20 protein-coding genes are annotated in these 25,804 nt (G+C 65.7%); 9 read left to right on the forward strand and 11 right to left on the reverse strand.

Translation table 11 applies throughout. The annotated features are described in order from the left end of the window. Positions 1–182 precede the first annotated feature (182 nt). The 3 genes from hpaH (at position 183) to ABD791_RS08820 (ending at position 3,908) form a co-directional block, all read left to right on the forward strand. Positions 183–968 (forward strand): 2-oxo-hept-4-ene-1,7-dioate hydratase, encoded by a 786-nt coding sequence (hpaH, locus tag ABD791_RS08810; RefSeq protein WP_345065309.1) that lies wholly within the window; start codon positions 183–185, stop codon positions 966–968. Further along, a complete protein-coding gene (locus ABD791_RS08815; RefSeq protein WP_345065016.1) occupies positions 953–1,831 on the forward strand; it encodes an HpcH/HpaI aldolase family protein in 879 nt (292 codons plus the stop codon). The genes hpaH and ABD791_RS08815 overlap by 16 nt, the downstream gene beginning before the upstream one ends. 382 nt (positions 1,832–2,213) lie before the next feature. Further along, positions 2,214–3,908, forward strand: a complete 1,695-nt coding sequence (locus ABD791_RS08820; RefSeq protein WP_345065019.1) for a thiamine pyrophosphate-binding protein — start codon at positions 2,214–2,216, stop codon at positions 3,906–3,908. Positions 3,909–4,178: 270 nt separating this feature from the next. On the opposite strand, the gene ABD791_RS08825 is transcribed toward ABD791_RS08820, so the two are convergent. After that, a complete protein-coding gene (locus ABD791_RS08825) occupies positions 4,179–5,183 on the reverse strand; it encodes an aldo/keto reductase family protein (protein WP_345065022.1) in 1,005 nt (334 codons plus the stop codon). Positions 5,184–5,362: 179 nt separating this feature from the next. Between ABD791_RS08825 and ABD791_RS08830 the strand changes: the two genes are divergently transcribed. The 5 genes from ABD791_RS08830 to ABD791_RS08850 all read left to right on the forward strand — a co-directional run bounded on the left by ABD791_RS08830 (position 5,363) and on the right by ABD791_RS08850 (position 12,279). After that, the gene (locus ABD791_RS08830) at positions 5,363–6,835 is read left to right on the forward strand and encodes a fumarylacetoacetate hydrolase family protein (RefSeq protein ID WP_345065025.1); all 1,473 of its coding nucleotides are present in this window, start codon (positions 5,363–5,365) and stop codon (positions 6,833–6,835) included. Continuing rightward, a complete protein-coding gene (locus ABD791_RS08835) occupies positions 6,835–7,548 on the forward strand; it encodes a GntR family transcriptional regulator (protein ID WP_345065027.1) in 714 nt (237 codons plus the stop codon). Before ABD791_RS08830 ends, ABD791_RS08835 begins: the two co-directional genes overlap by 1 nt. 42 nt (positions 7,549–7,590) lie before the next feature. After that, positions 7,591–9,093, forward strand: a complete 1,503-nt coding sequence (gene hpaE / locus ABD791_RS08840) for a 5-carboxymethyl-2-hydroxymuconate semialdehyde dehydrogenase (RefSeq protein ID WP_345065029.1) — start codon at positions 7,591–7,593, stop codon at positions 9,091–9,093. Between the two features lie 117 nt (positions 9,094–9,210). Then, positions 9,211–10,296: a 3,4-dihydroxyphenylacetate 2,3-dioxygenase gene (gene hpaD / locus ABD791_RS08845; protein WP_345065031.1), complete on the forward strand. Its 1,086-nt coding sequence runs from the start codon at positions 9,211–9,213 to the stop codon at positions 10,294–10,296. 237 nt (positions 10,297–10,533) lie between these two features. Continuing rightward, the gene (locus ABD791_RS08850) at positions 10,534–12,279 is read left to right on the forward strand and encodes a pyruvate dehydrogenase (RefSeq protein ID WP_345065034.1); all 1,746 of its coding nucleotides are present in this window, start codon (positions 10,534–10,536) and stop codon (positions 12,277–12,279) included. 132 nt (positions 12,280–12,411) lie between these two features. Here the strand turns inward: ABD791_RS08850 and ABD791_RS08855 are convergent, their stop codons facing one another. The 3 genes from ABD791_RS08855 to ABD791_RS08865 form a co-directional block, all read right to left on the reverse strand. Further along, the gene (locus tag ABD791_RS08855; RefSeq protein WP_345065037.1) at positions 12,412–12,591 is read right to left on the reverse strand and encodes a hypothetical protein; all 180 of its coding nucleotides are present in this window, start codon (positions 12,589–12,591) and stop codon (positions 12,412–12,414) included. A 110-nt stretch (positions 12,592–12,701) separates the two neighbouring features. Further along, positions 12,702–13,415 carry a GAF domain-containing protein gene (locus ABD791_RS08860; RefSeq protein ID WP_345065040.1) on the reverse strand — a complete coding sequence of 238 codons (714 nt, stop codon included), beginning with the start codon at positions 13,413–13,415 and terminating at the stop codon, positions 12,702–12,704. Positions 13,416–13,424: 9 nt separating this feature from the next. Then, on the reverse strand, positions 13,425–14,132 hold the full coding sequence (locus tag ABD791_RS08865; RefSeq protein WP_345065043.1) for a GAF and ANTAR domain-containing protein: 708 nt from the start codon (positions 14,130–14,132) through the stop codon (positions 13,425–13,427). Between the two features lie 231 nt (positions 14,133–14,363). On the opposite strand from ABD791_RS08865, the gene ABD791_RS08870 reads away from it, so the two are divergent. After that, complete coding sequence (locus tag ABD791_RS08870; protein ID WP_345065046.1) at positions 14,364–15,836, forward strand: S10 family peptidase; 1,473 nt, start codon at positions 14,364–14,366, stop codon at positions 15,834–15,836. Positions 15,837–15,902: 66 nt separating this feature from the next. On the opposite strand, the gene ABD791_RS08875 is transcribed toward ABD791_RS08870, so the two are convergent. The 7 genes from ABD791_RS08875 to ABD791_RS08905 form a co-directional block, all read right to left on the reverse strand. After that, on the reverse strand, positions 15,903–17,090 hold the full coding sequence (locus tag ABD791_RS08875; RefSeq protein WP_345065047.1) for a M20 metallopeptidase family protein: 1,188 nt from the start codon (positions 17,088–17,090) through the stop codon (positions 15,903–15,905). Between the two features lie 7 nt (positions 17,091–17,097). Then, positions 17,098–17,901: an ABC transporter ATP-binding protein gene (locus ABD791_RS08880; protein WP_345065049.1), complete on the reverse strand. Its 804-nt coding sequence runs from the start codon at positions 17,899–17,901 to the stop codon at positions 17,098–17,100. Next, positions 17,901–19,817 (reverse strand): dipeptide/oligopeptide/nickel ABC transporter permease/ATP-binding protein, encoded by a 1,917-nt coding sequence (locus ABD791_RS08885; protein WP_345065052.1) that lies wholly within the window; start codon positions 19,815–19,817, stop codon positions 17,901–17,903. Before ABD791_RS08885 ends, ABD791_RS08880 begins: the two co-directional genes overlap by 1 nt. Further along, positions 19,814–20,827 (reverse strand): ABC transporter permease, encoded by a 1,014-nt coding sequence (locus ABD791_RS08890; protein ID WP_345065055.1) that lies wholly within the window; start codon positions 20,825–20,827, stop codon positions 19,814–19,816. The genes ABD791_RS08885 and ABD791_RS08890 overlap by 4 nt, the downstream gene beginning before the upstream one ends. A gap of 4 nt (positions 20,828–20,831) precedes the next feature. Then, on the reverse strand, positions 20,832–22,397 hold the full coding sequence (locus ABD791_RS08895; RefSeq protein WP_345065057.1) for an ABC transporter substrate-binding protein: 1,566 nt from the start codon (positions 22,395–22,397) through the stop codon (positions 20,832–20,834). Between the two features lie 172 nt (positions 22,398–22,569). After that, complete coding sequence (locus tag ABD791_RS08900) at positions 22,570–24,003, reverse strand: aldehyde dehydrogenase family protein (protein ID WP_345065059.1); 1,434 nt, start codon at positions 24,001–24,003, stop codon at positions 22,570–22,572. Further along, complete coding sequence (locus ABD791_RS08905) at positions 24,000–25,670, reverse strand: thiamine pyrophosphate-dependent enzyme (protein ID WP_345065063.1); 1,671 nt, start codon at positions 25,668–25,670, stop codon at positions 24,000–24,002. The genes ABD791_RS08900 and ABD791_RS08905 overlap by 4 nt, the downstream gene beginning before the upstream one ends. Between the last annotated feature and the right edge of the window lie 134 nt (positions 25,671–25,804).

Raw genomic sequence — 25,804 nt, forward strand, 5'->3', positions numbered from 1 at the left:
CTGACGCGGACACAGAGAACTCCCACCCCGGCACCCGACCTGCTCTCACCCGCAACCGGCGATGGCGTCGCGCTCAATCAGGAGCCCGCATCGTATACGATCTAATCCAGAGGTGGCCAGCCGCATCCGCAACGATGCTGTTGACGCCCTGTTCCCATCGACACAAGGAAGTGGTGCAGAACGTGCTTGAGACCTCCCGGATTGCCGAGATCGCCGACGAACTCTTCGAGGCCGACCGATCCCGCACCACCGTCCCCCGGCTCACCGCTCGCTTTCCTGAGATGACCGTCGAAGACGCCTACGCGGTGCAGAGCCTCTGGAAAGAACGCGGCATCGCGGCCGGTCGCCGCCTGGTCGGCCGCAAAATCGGCCTGACCTCCAAAGTGATGCAGGTCGCGACCGGGATCACCGAGCCCGACTACGGTGTGATCTTCGACGACATGGTCTACGAGAACGGGTCAAGCATCCCGTTCGATGCATTCTCGAACGTGCGCATCGAGGTGGAACTGGCCTTCGTGCTCGGCAAGCCGCTCGAGGGCCCGAACTGCACGCTGTTCGATGTTCTCGACGCCACCGACTATGTCATTCCGGCTCTCGAAATTCTGAGCTCGCGCCTTGAGATGGCCGGACGCACGATCGTCGACACCATCTCCGACAATGCGGCGATGGGCGGCATGGTGATGGGCGGCAACCCGGTCAAGGTCGGAGACGTCGACCTGCGCTGGGTCTCGGCGCTGCTCTACCGCAACCAGACGATCGAAGAGTCGGGCGTCGCGGCCGCCGTGCTCAACCACCCCGCCGCCGGGGTCTACTGGCTGGCCAACAAGCTCGCCCAACACGGCACCCGTTTGGAGGCGGGCGAGATCATTCTGGCCGGCTCCTTCACGCGCCCGATGTGGGTCGAAAAGGGCGACACCATTCACGCCGACTACGGACAGCTGGGAGCAATCACGTGTCGTTTCGAGTAACCCCCGACCCCACTTTTCGCGACGCGCTGGCCGCATCCGACCGCCCACAGATCGGGATGTGGGTCTGCTCAGGCAGCGCCCTCGTCGCCGAAATCTGCGCCGGGAGTGGCCTCGACTGGCTCCTCATCGACACCGAGCACAGCCCGAACGGTTTGGAGTCGACGCTCAGCCAGTTGCAGGCCGTCGCCGCCTACCCGATCGTCCCGCTGGTGCGGGTTCCGGTCGGCGACCGGGTGATCGTGAAGCAGCTACTCGACCTCGGCGCGCAGAATCTGCTGATCCCGATGGTCGACGACGCTGAGCATGCCCGCGAGATGGTCGCCTCTGTGCGCTATCCGCCGCACGGGGTGCGCGGTGTCGGCAGCGCCCTCGCCCGGGCCGCACGCTGGAACCGCATCGACGACTACCTGGCGGCCGCCGATTCGACGATTTCGCTGTTCGTGCAGATCGAGACGGCGTTGGCTGTCGAGAACGTCGCGTCGATCGCGGCGGTCGATGGCGTCGATGGCTTGTTCATCGGACCGTCAGATCTGGCCGCATCCATGGGCCTGCTCGGCCAGCAGGATCACCCCGATGTCGTCGCTGCGGTTGAGCACTGCATCCGCACGATCTCGGCGCTCGGCAAGCCGGTCGGCGTCAACGCCTTCGCGCCGGCCACGGCCGAACGCTATCTCGCGGCCGGCGCGAACTTCGTGCTGGTCGGGGCGGATGTCGCGATCCTCGCGCGCGCCTCGGAGGGGTTTGCCCAGACCTACATTCATGATCGTGCCGGTTCAGTGTCCGCCCCGGCCTCCGGCTCCGCGTCCGCATCCACGCCCGCATCCACGCCCGCGACCCCGAGGGCACCGCGCGCGAGCTACTAGATCCCGCGAGTTGTCAGAGATGGCCCCTTGAATCGAGCTCAAGGGGCCATCTCTGACAACTCGCGGGGCGGCGTCCGCGCGGCATAGTGGTGAACGAATCTGACCATTTCGGTGGTCGAGGAGGCCGCCCGCGGCCGTCTCGAGACCTCGCGAGCCGATGTTCGAACTCAACCCGAGTTCAAGGTTTGGCTCGCGAGATCTCGAGACGCGGCCTCCTGCGTCGGCTGCTCCTCGATCAACGAATTGATCGAATACCCCCTAGAATCGTCAGGTCTGACGGCTTCGGCCGTCGCGCCCGGAAAAGGGGCGCTGAGCGATCGTGAATCGCATCGCGAGGCATATACGGAAAATCACCCGCTATATGACTCGTTAAGGATTCGACATGACCACTGTGTCAACGCGCGTTGCCGACGCCATTTCCGCCCACGTCACCGACGTGTTCGGCGTGATGGGCAACGGAAACGCCCACTTCATCAACGCGCTCTTCAGCAGCGATTCGAACACCGATTCGGGCAGCAGTTCGAGCACCGATTCGGGCCCGGTGCGCTACACCGCCGTACGCCACGAAACGGCCGCGGTCGCCGCCGCCGACGCGTACTTTCGAGCATCCGGTCGCATTGCGGTGGCCACCGTCACCTATGGCGCCGGCTTCACCAACATGGCGACCTCCCTCGCCGAGTCCGTGCGGGCCGGCATCCCCCTCGTCGTCGTGGTCGGCGAGGCCCCGACCGCCGGGCTCCGCCCCTGGGACATCGACCAGGTCGCCCTCGCCACCTCGCTCGGAGCCGAGACATTCACCGTCGGCGCCGACGATGCCGGCCGCACCACCCTCACCGCGCTGGAGCACGCTCTCAACAACCGCACCGCCGTCGTTCTGGCCATCCCCTACGACCTGGCCGCGGCAACAGCCGGCGACGAAACGCTTCCGGCCGAACTCCGCCTCACCGCCCCTCTGGCTCCCACCGCCACCGAAACAGATGCCGCGGCGGCCGTGCTCGCACAGGCCAAGCGCCCGTTCATTCTGGCCGGCCGCGGCGCCTGGGTGTCCGGCGCCGCCGACGCGCTCGGCGAACTCGCCGACGCGCTCGGCGCCGTCACCGCCTCGAGCGCTCTCGGCCGCGGGATCTTTGCGAAGCAGCAGTTCGACCTGGGCGTCACCGGCGGCTTCGGACAAGACGCGGCGATGGCGCTCGTGCGCACCGCCGACGTCGTGCTCGTCGTCGGCGCGAGCATGAACCAGTTCACGATGAGCTTCGGCACACTCGTGGCAGCAGACGCGACGGTCATCCGCATCGACGAGGCGGCCGACGTGAAGCATCCGTTGGTCAGCTCGCTGATCGTCGGCGACGCCCGCCTCACCGTCGAGGCGATCGTGGCCGACCTGGCCCGCATCGACGCCCCGGCGTCGGGCTGGCGCGAGTCGATCGACGGCTTCGCCGACGGTTCGCTGCACCGCCGCGATGCCGGCGAGGAGACCCTCCCCGACGGCCTGCTCGACCCGCGCCGAGTCGCCACACGCCTCGCCGAGCTGCTGCCCGACGACCGCGTTGTCGTCTCAGACGGCGGCCATTTCATCGGCTGGGCGAACACCTACTGGCCTGTCGCAGCCCCGAACCGGATGATGATGGTCGGCACCGCGTTCCAGACCATCGGTCTGGGTTTTCCGAGTGCCGTCGGCGCGACGACGGCGCTGCCCGACCCACTGCTCGTGATCACCACGGGTGACGGCGGTGGCCTGATGGCACTGGCCGACCTCGACTCCGTCATCCGATCGACCCGGCGCGGGGCGATTGTGGTCTGGAATGACGCCGCGTATGGCGCCGAGATCCACATGTACGGGCGCATGGGGCTCGACACCCGCCCGATGATGATCGAGCAGGCCGACTTCGCCGCGCTGTCCCGCGCGCTCGGCGGGCACGGCGACGTGATCAACACGCTCGACGATCTCGACGCGTTCGAGCAGTGGCTGGCCTCGGGCGCCGACGGCGTCTACCTGCTCGACTGCCGCATCTCCGGCACGATCATGGCGCCGTATCAGCTCGAGATCTACGCGCACGCGACGGGCCAGAAGCACTAATCGACTCGCGATCTCGGTGATCGAGGAGCGCGCGAGCGTGCGAGCACGCGTCTATGAGGCAAATGGGCCATTCGTTGATCGAGGAGCGCGCGAGCGTGCGAGCACGCGTCTCGAGATCTCGCGAGCCAATTCTTGAACTCGGGTTGCGTTCAAACATCGGCTCGCGAGGTCTCGAGACGGCCGCGGGCGGCCTCCTCGACCAACGAGAAGCCTCTAAACCACCCGCACTCGACCCGATCGCGGGCGGCCTCCTCGACCACCGAGAACCCTCTAAACCACCCGCACTGCCGGGCTCTCCGTGAGGGCAGGGTCGCGCACCACAACCGTCCCGAGTGCCACATCGATCGCCGCCATCTGCTCGGCCGGGATGCGCACTCCGCCGGCCTTCACGTTCTCTGCAATCTGCTCCGGCCGGGATGCCCCCACGAGCGCGGCAGAAACGTTGTCGTTCTGCAGCACCCAGGCGATCGCAAGCTGCGACATCTTCAGCCCGAGCTCGTCGGCGATCGGCCGCAGCTTCTGCACGGCGGTCAGCACTGGCTCCTCCATGAGCCGGGAGATGAAGTTCTTGCCACCCTTCTCGTCGGTGGCCCGGCTTCCGGCCGGCGCCGGCTGACCTGGCAGGTATTTGCCCGAGAGCACGCCCTGGGCCATCGGCGACCAGACGATTTGTGAGATCCCCAATTCCTTCGACGCCGGAATGACCGCGGCCTCGATGACCCGCCATAACGCTGAATATTGCGGCTGATTCGACACGATCGAGAATCCGGCCTGCTTCGCCAGGGCCTGACCGGCGCGCAGCTGCTCGGCGTTCCACTCCGAGACACCGATGTAGAGCGCCTTGCCGGAGCGCACGACATCCGCGAACGCTTGGATCGTCTCCTCCAGCGGGGTCTGGTGGTCATAGCGGTGCGCCTGATAGAGATCGACGTAGTCCATCTGCAGACGACTCAGCGAACCGTCGATGCCCTCCATGATGTGCTTGCGCGAGAGCCCCGTGTCGTTCGGACCCTTCGGCCCGACCGGCCAGAAGACCTTGGTGAAGATCTCGAGCGATTCGCGGCGCTCACCCGCGAGCGCCGCCCCGAGCACTTCCTCGGCTGCGCCATTGGCATAGACATCGGCGGTGTCGAAAGTCGTGATCCCGGCGTCGAGAGCTGCCCTGACGCAGGCGGTCGCGATGTCGCTTTCCACCTGGGACCCGTGGGTCAGCCAATTACCGTAGGTGATTTCAGAAATTTTGAGGCCAGAAGTGCCCAAGAAGCGATAATCCATGGGGCCAGCCTACGGAGATGATCACGAGCAGAATAGAGCGGATGTCGTCGATCGCCAGATTCTTGGTGGTCGAGCTCGTCGAGACCCGCTCCTGAGATCTCTGACAGGCTCGATCACCGGTTCTTTGTATCCGTCGCCGGATCGTATATCATTTGTGATACCACGATCGACGAGGACAGATGAGCAACGAGACCTTCACCACCCCCGGCAAGATCATCGCCGTGCACCTGAACTATCGCTCTCGTGCCGAGCAGCGCGGCCGCATCCCCGCCCAGCCGTCATACTTCCTCAAGCCGAGCTCCTCGATCTCCGCGACCGGCGACGTGCTGGAGCAGCCGGCCGGCACCGAACTCCTCGCCTACGAAGGCGAAATCGCCCTCATCATCGGCGAGCGCACCCGCCGCGTCTCCCCCGCCGAAGGCTGGTCACGCGTCTCAGGGGTGACCGCCGCCAACGACTTCGGCCTCTATGACCTGCGTGCTGCCGACAAGGGCTCGAATCTACGCTCGAAGGGCGGCGACGGCTTCACCCCAATCGGCCCCGGCGTCATTCCCACCTCCGACCTCGACCCGGCCGCCCTCCGCGTGCGCACCTGGCTCAACGGCGCACTCGTGCAAGACGACACCGCCGACACCCTGCTCTTTCCGTTCGGCCAACTCATCGCCGACCTCTCCCAGCTGATGACGCTCGAACCCGGAGACCTGATCCTCACCGGCACCCCCGCCGGCTCATCGGTCGCCCGCCCCGGCGACGTCGTCGAGGTCGAAGTGGATGCCCCCACCGCGCCAGGTGCGCCGACCACGGGTCGCCTGGTCACCACGATCACCGCCGGCACCGAACCGTTCGGCGACTTCGGCACGAAGCCGAGCGTCGACGACCTGCAGCGCACCGAAGCCTGGGGCAGCGCACAAGCCGCCGGCCTCCTGCCCGCCGAACCGCAGCCATCCGCCCCCGCGTTCGAGCTGACGCCCGAGTTGCGCGAGCGCATCCTCAGCGTCGGGGTCGCAACCCTGAGCGCGCAGCTACGCCGACGCGGCTACAACGAGGTCTCGATCGACGGCGTGGCCACCAACAAGCCGGGAGCGAAGATGGTCGGGCTCGCTCGTACTCTGCGCTTTGTGCCATTTCGCCCCGACCTCTTCGAGTCGCACGGCGGCGGTTTCAACGCCCAGAAGCGAGCATTCGATTGCGTCAATCCCGGCGAAGTCCTCGTCGTCGAGGCGCGTGGCGTGCGCGAAACCGGCACCGTCGGCGACGTTCTCGCCCTGCGCGCCCAGGTGCGCGGCGCCGCCGGAATCGTCACGGACGGCGGGGTGCGCGACTTCGACATCGTCGCGTCGCTCGACATCCCCACGTTCTCGCAAGGCCCGCACCCGTCCGTGCTCGGCCGCCGCCATGTGCCCTGGGAGACCGACGTCACAATCGCCTGCGGCGGCGCGGCAGTCCAGCCCGGAGATGTGATCGTCGGTGACGGCGACGGCGTCATCGTCATCCCGACCGCGCTCGTCGAAGACGTCGTCGAGTCGGCAATCGTGCAAGAACGCGAAGACACCTTCGTCGCTGAAATGGTCGCAGCCGGCGAACCCGTCGACGGCCTGTTTCCGATGAACGCAGTGTGGAAAAAGCGCTACCTCGAATGGCCGGGCGTCTGATGAATTCGCTCAGCAAATCCCAGCTGGCCCACCAGTGGATCAGCGAGCGTATCAACGACGGCCGCTACGTGCCGGGGTTCCGCCTCGTGCTCGGCCAGATCGCCAAGGAGCTCGACGTCAGCGTTGTTCCGGTGCGCGAGGCGATTCGCCTGCTCGAAGCCGAAGGGCTCGTCACGTTCGAGCGCAACGTCGGCGCCCAGGTGGCCATGATTCAGGAGACCGAGTACCTGCACACCATGCAGACCCTGAGCATTGTCGAGGGCGCGGCGACCGCGCTGTCGGCGCCGACGCTCACACCAGATCACTTCGCCAGGGCCCGGGAGATCAACGCACAGATGATCGCCTGCCTCGATGACTTCAACCCGCGTCGTTTCACCGAACTCAACCTTGAGTTTCACTCGGTGCTCTTCGAGGAGTGCCCGAACCCGCACATTCTCGATCTCGTGCACCGGGGCTGGAAGCGCATGAACGTGCTGCGCGATTCCAGTTTCAGTTTCGTGCCAGGACGCTCGCGGGCCTCTGTACAAGAACACGAAGACCTGCTGCAGATGATCGAGGGCGGGGCACCGGCGCTGCAGGTCGAACTGACGGCACGGGCTCACCGCACGGCCACCCTCGATGCGATGTTGGCCTACCAGGCCGAGCACAAGCATCCGTCTGCTGCCCCACCCGCCGACCAGCCGGCCAGAAGCTCCGCACCGACCGCGTACTGACTTTTTTCGCTCTCTGCTTGATCCAATGGAGGAAAGACACAGATGAACCACTACATTCCCGACGGGCTGCCGTCGTCGATTCAGCATTTCATCGGCGGCGCATTCGTCGACAGCGTCTCTGGCAAGACCTTCGACGTGCTCGACCCGGTGTCGAATCAGACCTATGCCACGGCCGCGGCCGGCCAGCAGGAGGACATCGACCTCGCCGTTGCTGCAGCGAAGGATGCCTTCGACAACGGCCCGTGGCCGCGCCTCAAGCCGCGTGAGCGCTCACGCATTCTCAACAAGATTGCGGATGCGATCGCAGCGCAGGATGCCCGCCTCGCCGAACTCGAATGCTTCGACACCGGCCTGCCGATCACCCAGGCGCTCGGCCAGGCGCAGCGTGCCGCCGAGAACTTTCGCTTCTTCGCCGACCTGATCGTCGCGCAGGCCGACGACACCTACAAGGTGCCAGGCAGCCAGATCAACTACGTCAACCGCAAGCCGGTCGGCGTCGCCGGACTGATCACACCGTGGAACACCCCGTTCATGCTCGAGAGCTGGAAGCTGGCCCCCGCCCTCGCCTCCGGCTGCACGGTCGTGCTCAAGCCGGCCGAGTTCACCCCGTTGTCGGCGAGCCTCTGGGCCGAGATCTTCCGTTCGGCCGGACTGCCAGACGGCGTCTTCAACCTCGTCAACGGCATCGGCGAAGAGGCCGGCGACGCGCTCGTCAAGCACCCCGATGTTCCGTTGATCTCCTTCACCGGTGAGACCACCACCGGCCAGACCATCTACCGCAACTGCGCGGCGAACCTCAAGGGAATGTCGATGGAGCTCGGCGGCAAGTCCCCCGCCGTCGTCTTCGCCGACGCCGACCTCGAAGCCGCGATCGACTCGACCCTGTTCGGCGTCTTCTCGCTTAACGGCGAACGCTGCACCGCCGGCAGCCGCATTCTCGTCGAGCGAAGCATCTACGACGACTTCTGCGCCCGCTACGCCGCCCGCGCCCAGAACATCGTCGTCGGAGACCCGCACGACCCGAAGACCGAGGTCGGTGCTCTCGTGCACCCGGAGCACTACGCCAAGGTGATGAGCTATGTCGAGATCGGCAAGGGCGAAGGCCGCCTGCTTGCCGGTGGCGGCCGCCCCGAGAATCTGCCGGAGGGCAACTATGTGGCACCGACCGTGTTCGCGGATGTCGCCCCCAGTGCCCGCATCTTTCAGGAGGAGATCTTCGGACCGGTCGTCTCGATCACCCCGTTCGACACCGACGAGGAGGCACTGGAGCTCGCCAATGGCGTGAAGTACGGCCTTGCCGCCTACATCTGGACGAGCAACCTGCAGCGGGCGCACACGTTCGCCCAGTCGATCGAGGCCGGAATGGTCTGGCTCAACTCGCACAATGTGCGCGACCTCCGCACCCCGTTCGGCGGCGTCAAGGCCTCAGGCCTCGGCCACGAGGGCGGCTACCGCTCGATCGACTTCTACACCGACCAGCAGGCCGTGCACATCACGCTCGGCGCGGTGCACACGGCGCGCTTCGGCGCCACCAACAATTCGTAAATTCACCATTCCGTTGGTCGAGGAGGCCCGCCAGGCCGTCTCGAGACGCGGCCTCCTGCCGCTCTTCGATCAACGAAATCGTCACCCCACCCGCATCCACTCAACGAGGAGACTTACATGACTAACCTGAACCCCAATCCGATCCACACCCCCGACTGCGCTCCGCCGGACATCCTCCGCTGCGCCTACATGGAGCTCATCGTCACCGACCTCGCCAAATCGCGGGAGTTCTACGTCGACATCCTCGGCCTCTATGTCACCGAAGAGACCGAAACCGAGATCTACCTGCGTTCGTTCGAGGAATTCATCCACCACAACCTGGTGCTCAAGAAGGGTCCGGTCGCCGCTGTCGCCGCGTTCTCTTACCGGGTGCGGACCCCCGAAGACCTCGACCTCGCTGTCGAGTTCTATACCCAGCTCGGCTGCCGCGTCGAGCGCCGCACGGAGGGTTTCGTGAAGGGAATCGGCGACTCCGTGCGCGTTGAGGACCCGCTCGGCTTCCCGTACGAATTCTTCTACGACGTTGAGCACGTCGAGCGCCTCGCCTGGCGGTACGAGCTGTACGGGCCCGGTGCCCTCGTGCGCCTCGACCACTTCAACCAGGTCACGCCCGATGTTCCGCGGGCGCGCAAGTACATGGAAGACCTCGGCTTCCGGGTCACCGAGGACATCAAGGACGAAGATGGCGTGACCTACGCCGCCTGGATGCGCCGCAAGGACACTGTGCACGACACCGCCCTCACCGGCGGCGACGGGCCACGGATGCATCACATCGCGTTCTCCACCCACGAGAAGCACAACATCCTTTACATCTGCGACAAGCTCGGCGCGCTACGCAAATCAGATCTGATCGAGCGTGGTCCCGGCCGCCACGGTGTCTCCAACGCCTTCTACCTCTACCTGCGCGACCCCGACGGGCACCGGATCGAGATCTATACGCAGGACTACTACACCGGAGACCCGGACAACCCCGTCGTCACCTGGGACGTGCACGACAACCAGCGCCGCGACTGGTGGGGCAACGCTGTCGTGCCGAGCTGGTACACCGACGCGTCCCCGGTTCTCGACCTCGACGGCCGACCCCAGCCGCTGGTCACTCGTCACGACCCGGGCGAGCTCGACGTCACCATCGGCGCCGACGGTTTCTCGTACACCCGCAAAGACGATGTGGAGAAGGGCTTCAAACTCGGCCACACGCTCTAAGCGGATGCGGCGGCCCGGATGCGACGGCGGCTCTTCCTCAGAGCCGACCCGACGCACCCTGCCGTCGCGCGGGTCGGGCGCCGCGGCGCTGGCCGGGGCCAACGCGCGTGACGGCGCCCGACCCGCGCGTCGCGAAATGCGCCGATTCCCTGCCGCGGATGCCCCAGAGTGCATGCTCGCAATCTCCCGTGGACATGCCTATGGTGTGAGCAGCACGCTCAACCAAGGGAGCCCCGCATGGCTACGACCGTTGCCGACCAACTCATCGCCCAGCTGACCGCGGCGGGTGTGCGCCGCATCTACGGGATCGTCGGCGACAGCCTCAATCCGATCGTCGACGCCGTACGCCGCACGGGCGGCTCGGCGTCTGGAGGCATCGACTGGGTGCATGTGCGCAACGAGGAGGCGGCCGCATTCGCCGCCGGCGCCGAAGCCCAACTGACCGGAAAACTTGCCGTCTGCGCCGGCAGTTGCGGGCCGGGCAATCTGCACCTGATCAACGGGCTCTACGACGCGCACCGCTCTGGCGCGCCCGTCCTGGCGATCGCCAGTCATATTCCGAGCGCGCAGATCGGCAGCAGCTTCTTTCAGGAGACGCACCCCGACCGTCTGTTCGTGGGGTGCTCGAACTACTGCGAGCTGATCAGCACCGCCGAGCAGGCGCCGCGCGTGGTCAGCATGGCGATGCGACACGCGCTCAGCCTGGGCGGAGTGGCCGTCGTCACGCTGCCAGGAGACGTCGCCGAACTCGCCGCGGTGGGCTCGGCGCCGACCTTCGAGCGTGCGGGCACGCCCACCCTGATGCCGTCGACGACGGATGTCGAGGCGCTGGCCGCTGCGATCAACAACGCCAAGCAGATCGCCCTGTTCGCCGGCATCGGAGTCGCCGGCCTGCACGACGAGGTGGTGGCGTTCGCCGATCTGCTGGCCGCGCCGATGGGGCATTCGCTGCGGGGCAAGGAGTGGATCCAGTACGACAATCCGTTCGATGTCGGCATGACCGGCCTCATCGGCTACGGCGCCGCGCACGACGGCATGCATGACGCCGACCTGCTGATCCTGCTCGGCACCGACTTTCCGTACACCCAATTTTTGCCAGACGGAAGCGACGTCGTGATCGCACAGGTGGACATCCGGGCTGAGAACCTCGGCCGGAGGGCCAACGTGAGCGTGCCGGTGCACGGCGACGTCGGCGCCACCATCCGCGCGGTGACCCCGCTGATCACCCGCACGGCGAACCGCAGGTTTCTCAACAAGACGCTCAAACGGCATGACCAGCTCATGAACAAGGTCACCGGCGCGCCACGGAACGTGGAACGCCGCACGCCGATCCACCCCGAATACGCGGCGTCAATTCTCGACGATGTCACCGACGACGACGCGATCTTCACCGCAGACACCGGCATGTGCAATGTGTGGGCGGCCCGCTACATCAATCCGAACGGCAAGCGACGGATGCTCGCCTCTCTGTTGCACGGTTCGATGGCCAACGCGCTGCCGCAGGCCGTCGGAGCCCAAGCCAGCCACCCGGGCCGACAGGTGGTCTCGCTCTGCGGCGACGGCGGCCTGTCCATGTTGATGGGCGAGCTGGTGACCGTGGCTGCGCACCAGCTGCCGGTCAAGATCGTCGTCTTCAACAATTCGACGCTGGGCATGGTCAAGCTGGAGATGCTCGTCGACGGGTACCCCGACTTCGGGGTCGATGTGCCCGCGGTCGATTTCGCGGCCGTGGCCAATGCGCTCGGCATTTATGGTCAACGCGTCGAGCAGCCGAGCGAGATCCGTGCCGCATTCGAACGCGCCCTCGAGCATGAGGGGCCCGCGCTCGTCGACCTCGTCACCGATCCGCTCGCTTTGAGCATGCCGCCGACCGTCACCGGCGCACAGCTGCGCGGTTTCGCCCTCGCGATTTCCAAGGTCGTCATGAATGGCGGCGTCGGTGAGGCAGTGCAGCTGGCGAAGACAAATATCCACAAGCTGTAGCCGGTCGTTTCTCAGAGGAGAAGGAGGCGGCGCCCGGACCCGAACCGAGCGCCGCCCAATTCCGCCGCTGTCTCAGCGGCGGAATACGTGGGTGTGCCGAAAACGCGATGTGGCGCTCTCGCCACGTGTGGGCTAGTAGCTCAGCTCGTCAACGATCACCGTGTCGACGGCATCGAACTCCCAGGCCCGATACTCCGAGCCGTCGCTGGTGCGCGCACGCAGAAGGTCGAGTTCGAGTGGGTCGATGCTGTCTGGAACATCAAGGTCGGCATCGAAGGCTGCCGAACCATTTTCAAGAAGGAATTGCTTCATCGCCAGACTCCCGAATCCTCGCGATACGAATGGAACAGTAAGCCGGGGTCTGGGGCTTCTCTTAAATATAGGTCTGCATCGAATCCAACGCTACCGTCGTTGCTGCTGCGCTAGACCTCAAGCGTGCGTGCGACGATTTCTGCGGCGACATCGCCGAGCGCAACCTGGTGGGCGCGCGCATAGGTGCGAATCAGCACGAACGACTCTTCCATCGTCGTGTTCCGCGTGTGGGACACCACACCCTTGGCCTGTTCAATCAAGACCCGGCTGTCGAGAGCCCGTTGCAGCTGTTGCCGCGCAACGTCGCTCTCCCGAATCGCGCGCTCTTGCAGGATGCTGATGGTCGCCACATCGGCCAGCGCCTGAGCGATGTCGACGTCACGCGGATCGAGTACTCGCTTCTGCTCCCAGAAGAGGTTGAGTGAGCCGATCGTCATCGCGCGCAGACGCAGCGGCACGGCTTGAACTGACAAAAACCCCTGTTCACGCGCTGCGGCCCGAAACTGCGGCCATCGAGGCCCGACCTGGTCGATATCGGGTACCGCGATGGGCTTGCCCGTTGTCACGCATTCGAAACAGGGCCCGCCACTGACCCGCAACTGCATGAGCTCCACCAGGAGGCTTCGTTCGTTGGTGGAGGCGACGACCTCAAGCTCACCCTCGGCGTCGGCGAGGAGAATTCCGGCGGCGGATGCGTCGAGGAGCTCCGCACAGCTCTCAACGAGGGTGTGAAGCAAATCGACCACGTCGTAGCCGCCGACGAGCGTGTCGGCGAGCGTGACAAACGTCTCGATGAGGTGACTTTCCCTGGTCTTCAAAGCCATACCTATATTCTAAATCTCGACATTCGGAGACGATAGATCAAGTCGTCTTTCGACAATCGCGTTTGCTGTCTCGCGCACCGACCGGTCGTGTGCATAGGCATGGGCCCGAATGATGACATGGGCGTCCGCGGCGGAAACATTCAATTGCGCCAAGACCATTCCCGTTGCTTGATGCTCAACCCGACGGGAGTATTCCTTCTCGCCTGGCACAAACTGTGCGTCCAATTCGTGCGAAGTCATTGCTCGCTTGAGCACCTGCACCGCCGCGAGATCGGCCAGGGCCAACGCGTCACTCACCTGTGCGGGTGTGAGCTCGCCCGGAACCTCGGAATACATGCCAATTGCCCCGATTTCCAGGGATCCGACCGCGAGCGGAAAAGCGTAGAGAGCGCCGACCGCGTCGGCAGAGAGTGCCGCGAGCAGCATCGGCCACGCCGGGGCACTGAGTTCGGTCAGGTTCGGGGCAAAAACTGGTGATCTTCGGGTATAGGCGTCCCAGCTGGGGCCTTCCCCGAGGTCGATCTGCAATTCGTCGACCCGCGCGGCTTGTGGGTTTGTCGCACACACCGTCTCGATGCCGAACGGTGCCCCCAGCATCGAAATCGCGGCTCCCTCAATGGGTAAGACCGACAGAAAAGGGCGGCACAGGCTGGTGCGGCGCTCGAAAGCGCTCGACAACTCACGGGAGGCGGTAGCCATCGTCTCGCGGTCAGACACTGCACTGCCCCCGTTCTGCGGACTGACGATACCGAGCTTTCACGTCACCCTCACGATTCTGTGCGGCCGCGGAGAGCGTCGAAGAACGTTCGTCACGCGCTGTCATGAGTTCAGATTACAACGTGCGCCGTCGCCGAATAGACTATATTCAATTGTAACTTTTAGCGCCTGGTGCGATCCCCGTTGCCTCGCGCATCATTCAGATCGCGCATCATTCAGAATGGACGAGCCATGGACGAATCTCCCACCACACCCTCAACCGACACGACTGCTGAATCCAGCCAGAGCCAGACGCACCGCATCCGCATCGGCGACCGTGACATCGACTACGTGGCCACCGCCGGCACCGTGCTCGTGCGCGACGCCGAACACGAGCCGCTGGCCAGCGTCTTCTATCTCTCCTACGTCGCAGAGCAGCCGGTCGGAGCACCGGCGCGCCCGGTCACCTTCTTCTTCAATGGCGGCCCCGGCTCTGCCAGCCTCTGGCTGAACATCGGTGGCTTCGGCCCCAAGCGCGCACCGACGGCGACGCCGGCCGCGACCCCGCCAGCGCCGTACATCGTCGGCGATAACCCCCACAGCCTCATCGACACCACCGACATGGTCTTCATTGACGCCGTCGGCACCGGGTACTCGCGTCTGGCCGGCTCGGCGACCGGAGCGGATGTCTGGGGCGTCGACCAAGACGTCGACGTCTTTGCGCGCGCCATCACGCGCTACCTCACGATCACGAACAACTGGAACGCACCGCGCTTTCTTTTCGGCGAATCGTATGGAACGACCCGCTCTGCCGCCCTCGTGCACAAGCTGCAGAACCAGGGAATCGACTTCAACGGCGTCGTGCTGCTCTCGACCCTGCTCAATTGGACGACCATGCAGGCGGGCGCTGACCAGAGCTACGTGAACAGCCTTCCCTCGTTCGCCGCCGCAGCCTGGTACCACAAGCGACGCGACGACCACCCGGACAACCTCGACGCCTACCTCGACGAGGTGCGCGCGTTCGCCCAAGGCCCGTACGCCGCAGCCCTTCAGCTCGGCGACCGGCTCCCCGCCGAGCAGGAGAACGCGGTGGCCGAGCAACTGGGCCGCCACATCGGCCTCGATGCCGGCTACCTGAAGCGCACCATGCTGCGGGTCGACATGGAGCAGTTCCGCCGGGCACTCCTCGACGAACAGGGCATCGTGATCGGCCGTTTCGACACGCGCTTCACCGCGGAGAACAACTACATTATCGGCAACGGCTCGCACGACCCGGCAACGGATGACGCGGCCACGGCCGGTGTGAACAGCGCGCACCTCTCGACATTCCGTGACCACCTCGTGTCGGACATCGGGTACACGAGCGAGCTGCACTACCTGCCGCTCAACAACGTCGTGATCGCCCAGGCCTGGGACTGGAACCACAAAGCACCCGGCTTCGATGCGCCGATGCAGATTCCGAACGTCACCCTGGATCTGGCCGCAGCCCTGCGTCGCAACCGCAGCCTGCGGGTCGCGGTGATGGGCGGTGTCTACGACCTCGCAACGCCGTTCTTCGGCGCCGAGTACGACTTCGCTCACATGTTCCTCAGTGCGGAACTGCGAGAAAACGTGTCGTTCCACTTCTACGAATCAGGTCACATGACGTTCGTCGACGAGGTGGCGATCACGAAGATGAAGGCCGACCTGATCGAGTTCTACGCGACAGCCACGCGCACGGCGTAGCCGCACGGATGGTCCGGGTGGCGGCTGAAAGCGGCCTCACCCGGGCCGCAGCCCGAGCCGCAGGGCTCAGGCCACACCCAGATGCGACCAGGCCAGCTCCGCCAGTGCCGCGGCCTGATCGGCGAGCACGCTGTCGTCGAAGAGCACGCGCGATGAGTGATTGGGCGCCGCCTGCTCGAGGTCGATCTCGACAGGGGTCGCCCGCAAGAAAATGAACGCACCGGGAACACGTTCCAAGACGTGTGAGAAGTCTTCAGACCCCATCACCGGTGCGGCGCTCTCCCAGACCCGTTCGGTGCCGAACAGCGCCCGCAGCGTGGCCAGCGCCGCCGGCGTCAGAACGACGTCGTTGACCGTGGCCGGGCTGACCAGTTCGAACTCCAGTTCTGCCGTGCAGCCGTGGGCTGCGGCAATCCCATTCACCAGCCCGGGAAGCTCCCGTTGCAGGCGCCCACAGGCCTCCGCGGACAGAAACCGCACGGTGGCACCGAGCGTTGCCGCGTCGGCCACAACGTTGCGCGCCACGCCCCCGGCGGCAAGCTGAGTGACGCTGAGCACGACCGGGTCGAAAACATCGAACCGGCGCGTCACGAAGGTCTGGAGCGCGGTGATCAACTCGGCGATGACCGGCACCGGGTCACGCGTGAGATGCGGCATCGAACCGTGACCGCCCCGTCCGTGCACCGTGACCACAAGCTCGGCTGCGCCGGCCATCAAGGCCCCGGGGCGGGTGGAGAAGATTCCGCGCTCGCCGGGCACGACGTGGATGCCGTAGGCCGCGACAGGAGCAGAGCCTGCAGCATCGAGCAGACCCTCGGCCAGCATCATCGCGGCCCCGTCGCCGAGCTCCTCCCCCGGCTGGAACATGAAAATCACGTTCCCGGCCAGGGTGTCGCGGCGTGCGTGCAGCAGTCGCGCGGCCCCGACGAGTCCGGCGACGTGAAGATCGTGGCCGCAGGCGTGCATTGCCGCGCAGGTTGACGCGTATTCGAGCCCGGTCTCCTCCACCATCGGCAGCGCATCCATGTCGCCCCGCAGAACGACCGTCGGGCCAGGGTGCGCGCCGCGCAAGACGGCGACGACCGAACTCAGCCCGCTGCCCGTCTGCACCTCAAGCCCGAGCGGTGTGAGCGCGTCGAGTACCCGTCGTTGGGTGCGGGGCACCTCCAAGCCGAGTTCCGGGTCGGCATGGATCGCGCGCCGAAGCCCGATCAGGTCGGGCAGAATCAGCTGGGCGTCGTCGACGAAGCTCATCTCGTTCTCATTCCGTGATGCTGTTGATCAACGCGTCGGTTCCGGCGTTGCTGATTCGTGGGATCGCGTCGATGAGTGTGCGGGTGTACGGATGCTGCGGATTCGCGACCACCTCGTCGGACGGCCCGAATTCGACGATGCGGCCCTGACTCATCACCGCCGTGGTGTCGGCGATGTACCGCACGGCGGCGAGGTTGTGGGTGATGAACACCATCGACAGCTCCAGCTCGCTCTGCAGATCGCGCATCAAGTTGAGCACCGCACCCTGCACCGACGCATCGAGCGCCGAGGTGATCTCATCGGCCACGATGAGTTTTGGCCGTGCCGCCAGACAGCGCGCAATCGCCACGCGCTGCCGCATCCCGCCCGACATTTGGCTCGGGTACTGCTCAAGGGCTGAGGTGCGCAGCCGCACCAGCTCGAGAAGCTCCTTCGCCGAGGCCAGGCGGGAAGCCCGGTCGGCGTCGGTGTGTGTGAGCAGCACCTCGTCGATGGTCTCGCCGACCGTCATCCGTGGGTTCAATGACGAATACGGGTCTTGAAAGATCATCTGAACTTGCTTGGCCCGCGCCTTGCGCGCAGCGCCACGGGTGCGCAGGATATCGACGCCGTCGATCTGCACGCTGCCCGCGGTCGCCGGCTGCAACCCCGCAATGGTGCGTGCCACAGTTGATTTGCCGGAGCCCGACTCGCCGACGAGCCCGACAACGGTGCCATGCGGCACGGTGAGAGAGACCCCGTCGACCGCGTTGAATTGGCTGGTGCCGTGCCCGAAGGTCACGACCAGATTGTCGACTGTGAGTTCGGCCATCAGAGCACCGCCCCTTCGAGTGTGCGTTGCCGGTCAAGCGGGCTGTCCTGCGGATGCCAACACGCCACCCGCCCACCGTGCTGGTGGTCTTGGGCGATCGGGGTTTCGGTGCGGCACAGATCGGTGGCGAACGGGCACCGCGCGGCAAACGCGCAGCCCGGCAGCTGCTCGGTCAGGGCCGGAGGCTCACCGGGAATGGTCGCCAGAGGCCGGGTGCGGTCGGTGTCGAGGTCGGGCAGCGACGCTGCGAGCGCCCGTGTGTATGGATGCGCCAACAGCTCGGGGGTGGCGAGCAGTCGCACATCGACGTCCTCGACGATCCGACCGGCATACATCACCAGCACGCGCTGGCAGAGCTCGGCCAGCACGGCGATGTCATGGGAAACGACGATGGCCGCGGCCCCCGTCTCCTCGCATTCGCGACGCAGCAGCGCGAGCACGCGTTGCTGCACCGTCACGTCCAGCGCGGTGGTCGGCTCGTCGGCGATGATCAGTGACGGCTTGCCCATCTGAGCCATCGCGATCAAAGCGCGTTGGCGCATCCCGCCGGAGAATTCGTGAGGAAACTGGTTGGCCCGGCGCTCAGGCTCCGGAATGCGCACGGCATCGAGTGCCGCGACGGCCGAGCGGTGCGCCGAGGCGCGCGACGCCTTGCCGTGCACGCGCGGCACCTCGGCGAGCTGGCTGCCCACCCGCATCGCCGGGTTCAGCGCGGTCAGGGAGTCTTGAAAGATGACGCCGATCTTGGTGCCCAGCGTGCGCCGGCTCTCTGACGATGAGGCCAGCAGATCGTCGTGGCCGAAGCGCAATGTGCGCGCGGTCACCGCTGCTCCGGCATCCGCCAACTGGGCGACCGCCATCATCGTGACGCTCTTGCCGCTGCCGGATTCCCCGACGACGCCGACGATCTCGCCCGGCGCGATGCTGAAAGTGACGTCGTGCACCGGACGGATCCAGCCGTGGGGGCCGGGGAACGCAACCGACAGTCCCGTCACTTCGAGGAGGGCCGTCGGCGCGGCCGGAACATCCGTCGCCGGGACCGGAGCCGTCGGTGCGGCACCGAGCTTGCGGCGCGACAGCACCTTGCCGCCGCCCTGCGTGCGCAGGTGGCCGGCCAGTGCTTCGCCGAGCATTCCGAACGTGATGCCGGCGAGCACGACGGCGACGCCGGGTCCGACTGCGGCGGCCGGGGCGGTGTAAACCTGGGCGAAGGCTTCGCTGAGCAAGCGACCCCAGTCGTACTCAGGCGGTTGCACGCCGACACCGAGAAAGCTCAGGCTCGACAGCGCCAGCAGGCCGCCACCGATCGAGATAGTGACATTGACGATCACGGGCTCCGCGATGTTCGGGAGCACGTACTTGGTGAACTGTCGCGACCGCGAGACGCCGAGCATCCGCGCAGCAGCGAGATACTCTGAGCCGCCGACCCGCGACGACAGTGTCTGGGCCAACCGGGCGAAGGAGGGGGTCATCGTCAAGGCGAGCGCGATCACCGCGGTGTTCGAGCCGGCTCCGAGCAGAATCACGGTGAGCATGGCGACGAGAAGCACCGGAAAGGCGAGCCAGGTGTTGATCACGCTGCTGAACAGTCGCTGCGCCCGCGGCCCGAGCACGGTGGGGAGGGCGCCAATCAGCAGCCCGACCACCGCCCCCATCACTGTGGCCACGAGTGCCATCACCAGTGAGAGCCGGGTTGCGACGAGGGTGCGCAGCAAGATGTCGCGGCCGAGGGCATCGGTGCCGAGCGGATGCCCCGGACCGGGCGGCGTCAGGATCGCCGAGGGGTTTGCGACTGTGGCCTGCTCTCCCCAGAGGATCGGGGCGACAATCGCCACGACGATGAAGAGCAGCGTGAAGGCCAACGAGAGGATGGCCATCGGCGACCGGAGGAAGCGGCCGAGAGAACGAGTGTTCATGCGGTTTCCAGAAGTGTCGTTCGACGGTCGAGTATCGCGATGACGATGTCGACGATCAGATTGATGACCAGAATGATGGCGGCATAGACGAGGGCGAGCCCCTGAACGATGCCGTAGTCCTTCGAGACGATGGCCTGCACGAACGCGGTGCCGAGTCCTGGCCAATTGAAGACTTGTTCGACGAGCACGCTCGACGCGATCATCGTGGCCAACAGCGTGCCGCCGAGGGTCAGCGTTGCAGTGAGCATGTTCGGGAGGGCGTGCCGAAAGTAGATCATCCAGGCCGGCAGTCGCTTCGACCGCGCGGTGCGCACGTAGTCCTCTTTCAACGTGTTCAGGGCTTCGACCCTGGCGATGCGAGAGAGGGAGGCTGCAGAGCCGATCGAGAGGGCCAGAACGGGCAGCACGTACGAGGCGGGTGTACCCCGCCCGGCGACCGGAAAGATCTGAAAGGTGATGGCGAACACGATGACGAGGGCCACGCCGAGCAGGTACTCGGGGATCGCAGCAATGAAACCCGAGATGCCGGTGAATGCCAGCTCTGTTCCACGACGGCGCATGCCCTGAGTCAGGATGGCCACGGCCAGGCCGACGGGGATGGCGATCAGCAGCACGACCAGAAAGGCGATTCCGGCTAGCTCGAGGGTGGCCGGAAGACGATTCTGCACGAGCTCTGACACGGATCGCCCGGTGATCAGCGAGACTCCGAAGTCGCCGCGGAAGAGCCCGCCGAGATAGTTGAAGAACTGCACGATGAGCGGGTCGTTGAGGCCGAGCTGGTCGCGGCGCGCCTGCACCACGCTCTCGTCGGCGGTGGCACCGAGGGCGGAGCGCACGGGGTCTCCGCCGGCCCAGCGGAGAACAAGGAAGGCGGCAGTGACGATGACGAGCATCGCAATGAGCATTCGCCCGGTACGGCGGAGGAAGAAGCGCAACCAGCGGTTGCCGCGGCGACCCCTGGTGGGGGTCGCCGCGGCGGAATCCGCCTGCACGAGCAGGGTTGTGGTCATCGGGCTACTTGGTCAGCCGCAGCGAGGTCGGGTCGATGACCGTCTTCGAGAGTCCGAAGGTCAGGTCCTTGCCGTACATCGTCGAGGTAGACGAGTAGGTGGGCAGCACCTCGAGGTTCGTGAACAGCGAGTCCTGGGCCGCGGTCCAGGTCTCACAGCTCTCTTCGCCGGCGAGGGTCTGAGCCTGTGCAGCCAGGTCGAAGTACTCCTGGTTGGTGTTGTAGGTCCAGTTGCCGCCGTTCGGCGGGAAGTCTCCGGAGAGAATGCCCTGCCAGTCGCTGGGGAGCGAGGTGTAGATCGGAGCCCAGACGAGGTCCCAGTCGCCGCCCTGGAAGATGACGTCGGTGTACGAGCTCGACGGAGTCGGCACTGCATCGACGCCGATCACGGCGAGCTTCTGCTGCAACAGTTCGATTGCGGCGGTCACTCCGGCGCTCTCTTCTGCGGGGAAGAGCATCTTGACGGTCAGCGTCTGACCGTTCTTGGAACGGATGCCGTCGGTACCGGCGACCCAGCCGGCTGCGTCGAGGATCGAGTTGGCCTTGTCCACGTCGAATTCGGGCAGCGCGTCGGCACTGTCGTAACCGAGGCACACAGAGGCCATGGGCGAAACCAGGTTGGTGATCGGTTCGCCGCGTCCCGACGAGGCAACGGTGCCGACCTCGTCGCGGTCGATGGCCGCGCCGATCGCCTGACGCACCTCGAGATCGTGGGCGGGGCGACCCTCGGCCTGGTTGAAGAAGATGAGTCCGGGGCGCAGAGGCACGTCGAGGGTGGTGTAGTCGTCGTTCTTCAAACGGTCACGGTCGGCGCCGCCGACGGTGGCCAGCTGAATCTCACCCGACTGCAGAAGATTCACCTGGGTCGAGGCGCTGGCTACGACCTGCGCCTTGACGGTCTTCGGGAGCCCGGCGGTCTTCGAGGTGACCGCGTTGGGGCCCCAGGTGTAGTCGTCGCGCAGGGTGAAGCTGTAGTCCTGGCCTGCCGAGGAATCGGTCAGCGTGTATGGACCGGTTCCGAACGCCTCGGTGTCGAGTTTGCTGGGGTCCGCGAGGCCAGAGGCGCAGACGATCGGCAGGGCACCGATGGTGCGCACCAAGAAGCTCTGCGGCTGCTCGGAGGTGAAGGTGACGGTGTTGGCGGCTTCATCGGGCGTCACGGTCAGGCCCTGGGCCGGAAAGTACACGCCGCGGTAGGGCGAGCCCGTCTCTTCCTTCTCGGCGTACTCGAACGTTGCAGCGACATCCGTGGCGCTGAACGCTGAGCCGTCACCGCAGGTGATGCCGTCTTTGAGAGTGAACGTCACCTCGGTGGGAGACTCCACCCAGCTGTCGGCGAGCAGCCCGACCGGGTCGGTTCCGACCGGAAAGCTGACGAGCGACTCATAGGTGAACGCGGCCACATCCTGACCGGCCTGGGTGGCGTTGGTAATCGGGTTGATCTTCCCTGGGTCAGTGGACAGGGCGAAGTTGAGTGTGGATCCGTCGCCGGTTCCGGCTCCTGAACCTGCACAACCGGAGAGAGCAATGAGCGCTGTCCCCGCAACGAGAGCGACAATGCTTCGTTTCATGGTGTTCCCTTCTCGGGCGCCGACCATCTGGCGCGAAAATAAGTGTTAATTGATTATTATCAATATTCTTTATATCGGTGTATCAACTGTGTAACAGGTTTGTTTCGTATTTTTCGAAACGCCTCCGGAGGGCGCACGTGCCTTGTGAGCGCGCGCGACATCCGTCGGAGAACTAGTGGAATGCAGCGGCGCCCATGATCGACTTGACCTCGAGAAATTCCTCGAATCCGTGGGTTCCGCACTCACGACCGAGGCCGGATTGCTTGTAGCCACCAAAGGGAGCACCAACGTCGAGGCCGGCGCCGTTGAGGCCGACGGTGCCTGTGCGCAGTTGCAGGGCGACCGTCAATGCTCGCTCCGAATCATTCGACCACACGCCGCCCGACAGCCCATAATCGCTGTCGTTCGCCAGTGCGATGGCTTGCGCCTCTGTGTCGTAACCGGTGATCACCAGGACAGGCCCGAAGACCTCCTCGCGGAAGATCGCCATCTCCGGCGTGACGTCGGAGAAGATTGTCGGGAGCACGTAGGCTCCGGCCTCGAATTCTTCGGTGACCTGTGCGCCACCGGCCAGCAGGCGGGCACCGTCGTCGATCGCGCGTGAGATGAAACCTCGCACGACCCCCTGCTGCTTGTGCGAGGCGAGGGGCCCCACCGCTGTGCCTTCGACGGCAGGGTCTCCGAGCTGCCAACCGGCGAGCGCGGCCACAGCCGCCGACTCCCACTCGTGTTTCATAGCGTTCGGCACCAGCACCCGGGTCAGCGCGGCGCAGGTTTGACCGGCATTGGCGAAACAGGATCGAAGAACACCGGTGACGCTGTCGGAGATCGGGGCGTCGTCGAGGATCACAGCGGCAGATTTTCCGCCCAACTCGAGGGCAACCTTGGTGATAGTGCGCGCTGCCGCGACGGCGACGCGCTCCCCCACCGCGCGTGACCCGGTGAAGGTGACCATGTCCACGTCGGGATGCGCGGCAAGCGGCTCCCCGGCCTGCCCGTCACCGAAGACGACATTGACCGTTCCGGCGGGCAGATCCAGCTCGGCAATGAGCTCGGCGAGACGCACCGCATTGAGCGGCGCAACCTCGCTCGGCTTCAGCACCACAGTGCATCCGGCCAGGAGGGCGGCACCCAGCTTCAGCGCGATCTGGTGCAACGGGAAATTCCAGGGCGTGATCGCCGCCACCACACCGATCGGCTCGCTGACGACGAGCGAATTCGAGACACTCCCGCGTTCCTGGTGAGCGCGGGCGGCGCCGACGAGGGCGTGCAGGTCGGCGATGGCAACGCCCACCTGGGCTTGACGGGCGAACGTGATCGGGGAACCCATCTCGCTGGTCAGGATGGCCGCGAGGGTGTCGCGGTCACGGTCGAGCAGGGCGGCCAGCGCCTCGACGACCGCGATGCGGTGCTCCATGGTTGTTGCCGACCACGGCGCGAAGGCCGAGCGTGCGGCCGCGACCGCGCGGTCCACATCTACCGCGTCGCCGGCCGGTACCGCGCCGACGAGTGACCCGTCAACCGGATTATCGACCTCGATCAGCGTGGTGCCGTGCGCGGGCAGCCATTCTCCATTGATGTAGTGCGTGCGGGTGACGACGCTCATGCGAAGCTCGGCTGCTGAACGAGGTGGGCACCGGGAGCCAGCGGGGCCGGGCGGGGAATGCCTTCGTGCACCAGGTGCCACGGCGACGGGAATTCGCCGACCGGAACATCGATCAGGATGGGTTCGTTGGCGGTCAGCGCATCGGCGAGCACGCCGGCCAATTGTTCCGGGTTCACCGCACGGGCCGACTGCACGCCGAATGCGGCGGCGAGCTGCCCGTAGTCGGGGTTCGTCAGGTCGGTTGCAAAGTAGCGGGCGCCGTATCGGTTTTTCTGGATGCGACGCACGTTTCCGAAGAATCCGTCGTTGAAGACGATGCTGACGAGGCCCAGGTCGTACTTGCGCGCGGTCGACAGCTCCTGCATAGTCCAGGCGAAACCGCCGTCGCCGCTGACCGAGACGACCGAACGGCTCGGATCCGCGGCCTTGGCGCCGAGCGCCGTTGCGAAACCGTAGCCGAGCGTTCCCTGGTAGCCAGGCCCAATGTAGGTGTTGGGCTGGTAGGTGGGAAAGCAGGTGCTCGCGGCATAGCCGACCTGAGTGAACTCACTCACGAAGACGCCGTCTTCCGGCAGCGCCTCACGGATCACGCCGAGGTACTCACGCTGAGGGGCGATGTCATTGAACTGTTCGGCGAGCCAGCTGCGCACCGACTCCAGTTCCGTGCCACGGCTTTCGCGCGCGGGGCGCCCGATCTGGCCGGCGAGTGCTTCCAGGCCGAGCCGGGCGTCGGAGTGCACGCGCACCGCGGCGGTGCGCGGCCCATGCAGGTCGGCTTCCTCGGCGTTCAGCAGGATCACCTGGGCCGCACCCGTATTCACCTGGGTGCCGAAGGTCGTCATCATCCGGGTGCCGACCGCAAGCACGACGTCGGCTTGTTCGCGCAGCGCACGCAGGGCGAGCTGGTCGAAGGCGAGGCGGTGGCGAGCGTCGATCGCGCCGCGACCGTTCTCGGTGACGACGACCGGTGCTTCGAGCGCTTCGGCGAGGGCTGTCAAGGCCCGAGAGGCTCCGGAGGCGAGCACTCCGCCGCCGACATAGATGAACGGGCGCCGGGCGCCGGCCAGTAGTGCAGCGGCCGCATCGATGTCGGATGCCGTCGGCTGTAGCGGCCGGGGGGCTACGTAGTCTGGAATAGCTGCCGTCGCCGTCGCAGCGAGGACATCGGGCGGAACCTCGAGGGCGACCGGGCGGGGCCGACCGCTCCGCAGCTGAATGAATGCCTCTTCGACAAGTCCGGGGATGTCCTCCGGACGCCGGGCTGTCCCTGTCCATTTGGTGAGACGCTCGAGAATGCCGGTCTGATCGGGAAGCTCGTGCAATGCGCCGAGACCCTGACCGATGGCGTTTGAGTCAATCTGACCGGCCAGCAGGAGCACTGGCGAGTTAGCCGAGTAGGCCGTCGCGAGGCCCGCCAGGGCGTTCAAGACACCGGGTCCGGGGACGACCATGGCCACGCCGACGTCGCCGGTGCTGCGGGCATAGCCATCGGCCATGTATGTCGTGGCCTGCTCGTTGCGGGCGCAGGTGAAGGCGATGCGGTCACTCTGCGCATAGAGCGCGTCGGCGGCAGCGTCGAGCTGAACTCCGGGAATCCCAAAGATCTGATTTACGCCCTGCTTGGCCAAGGATTCGACCAGAAGGTCGCCGCCGGTCTGCTCTGTCATGAGTTTCCTTTCGTGAGCCGCTTCGCTCGTAAACAATGTATTCGTTATTATGATTTATAGCAACTATTCACTCGCCGCATTCACTACCCGACTTTTGCCCCGCCGCTCCATAGGATGTGAATGCACAGCGGTCG

The sequence above is a fragment of the Glaciibacter kafniensis genome (assembly GCF_039538945.1).
GTDB classification, from domain to species: Bacteria; Actinomycetota; Actinomycetes; order Actinomycetales; family Microbacteriaceae; genus Cryobacterium; species Cryobacterium kafniensis.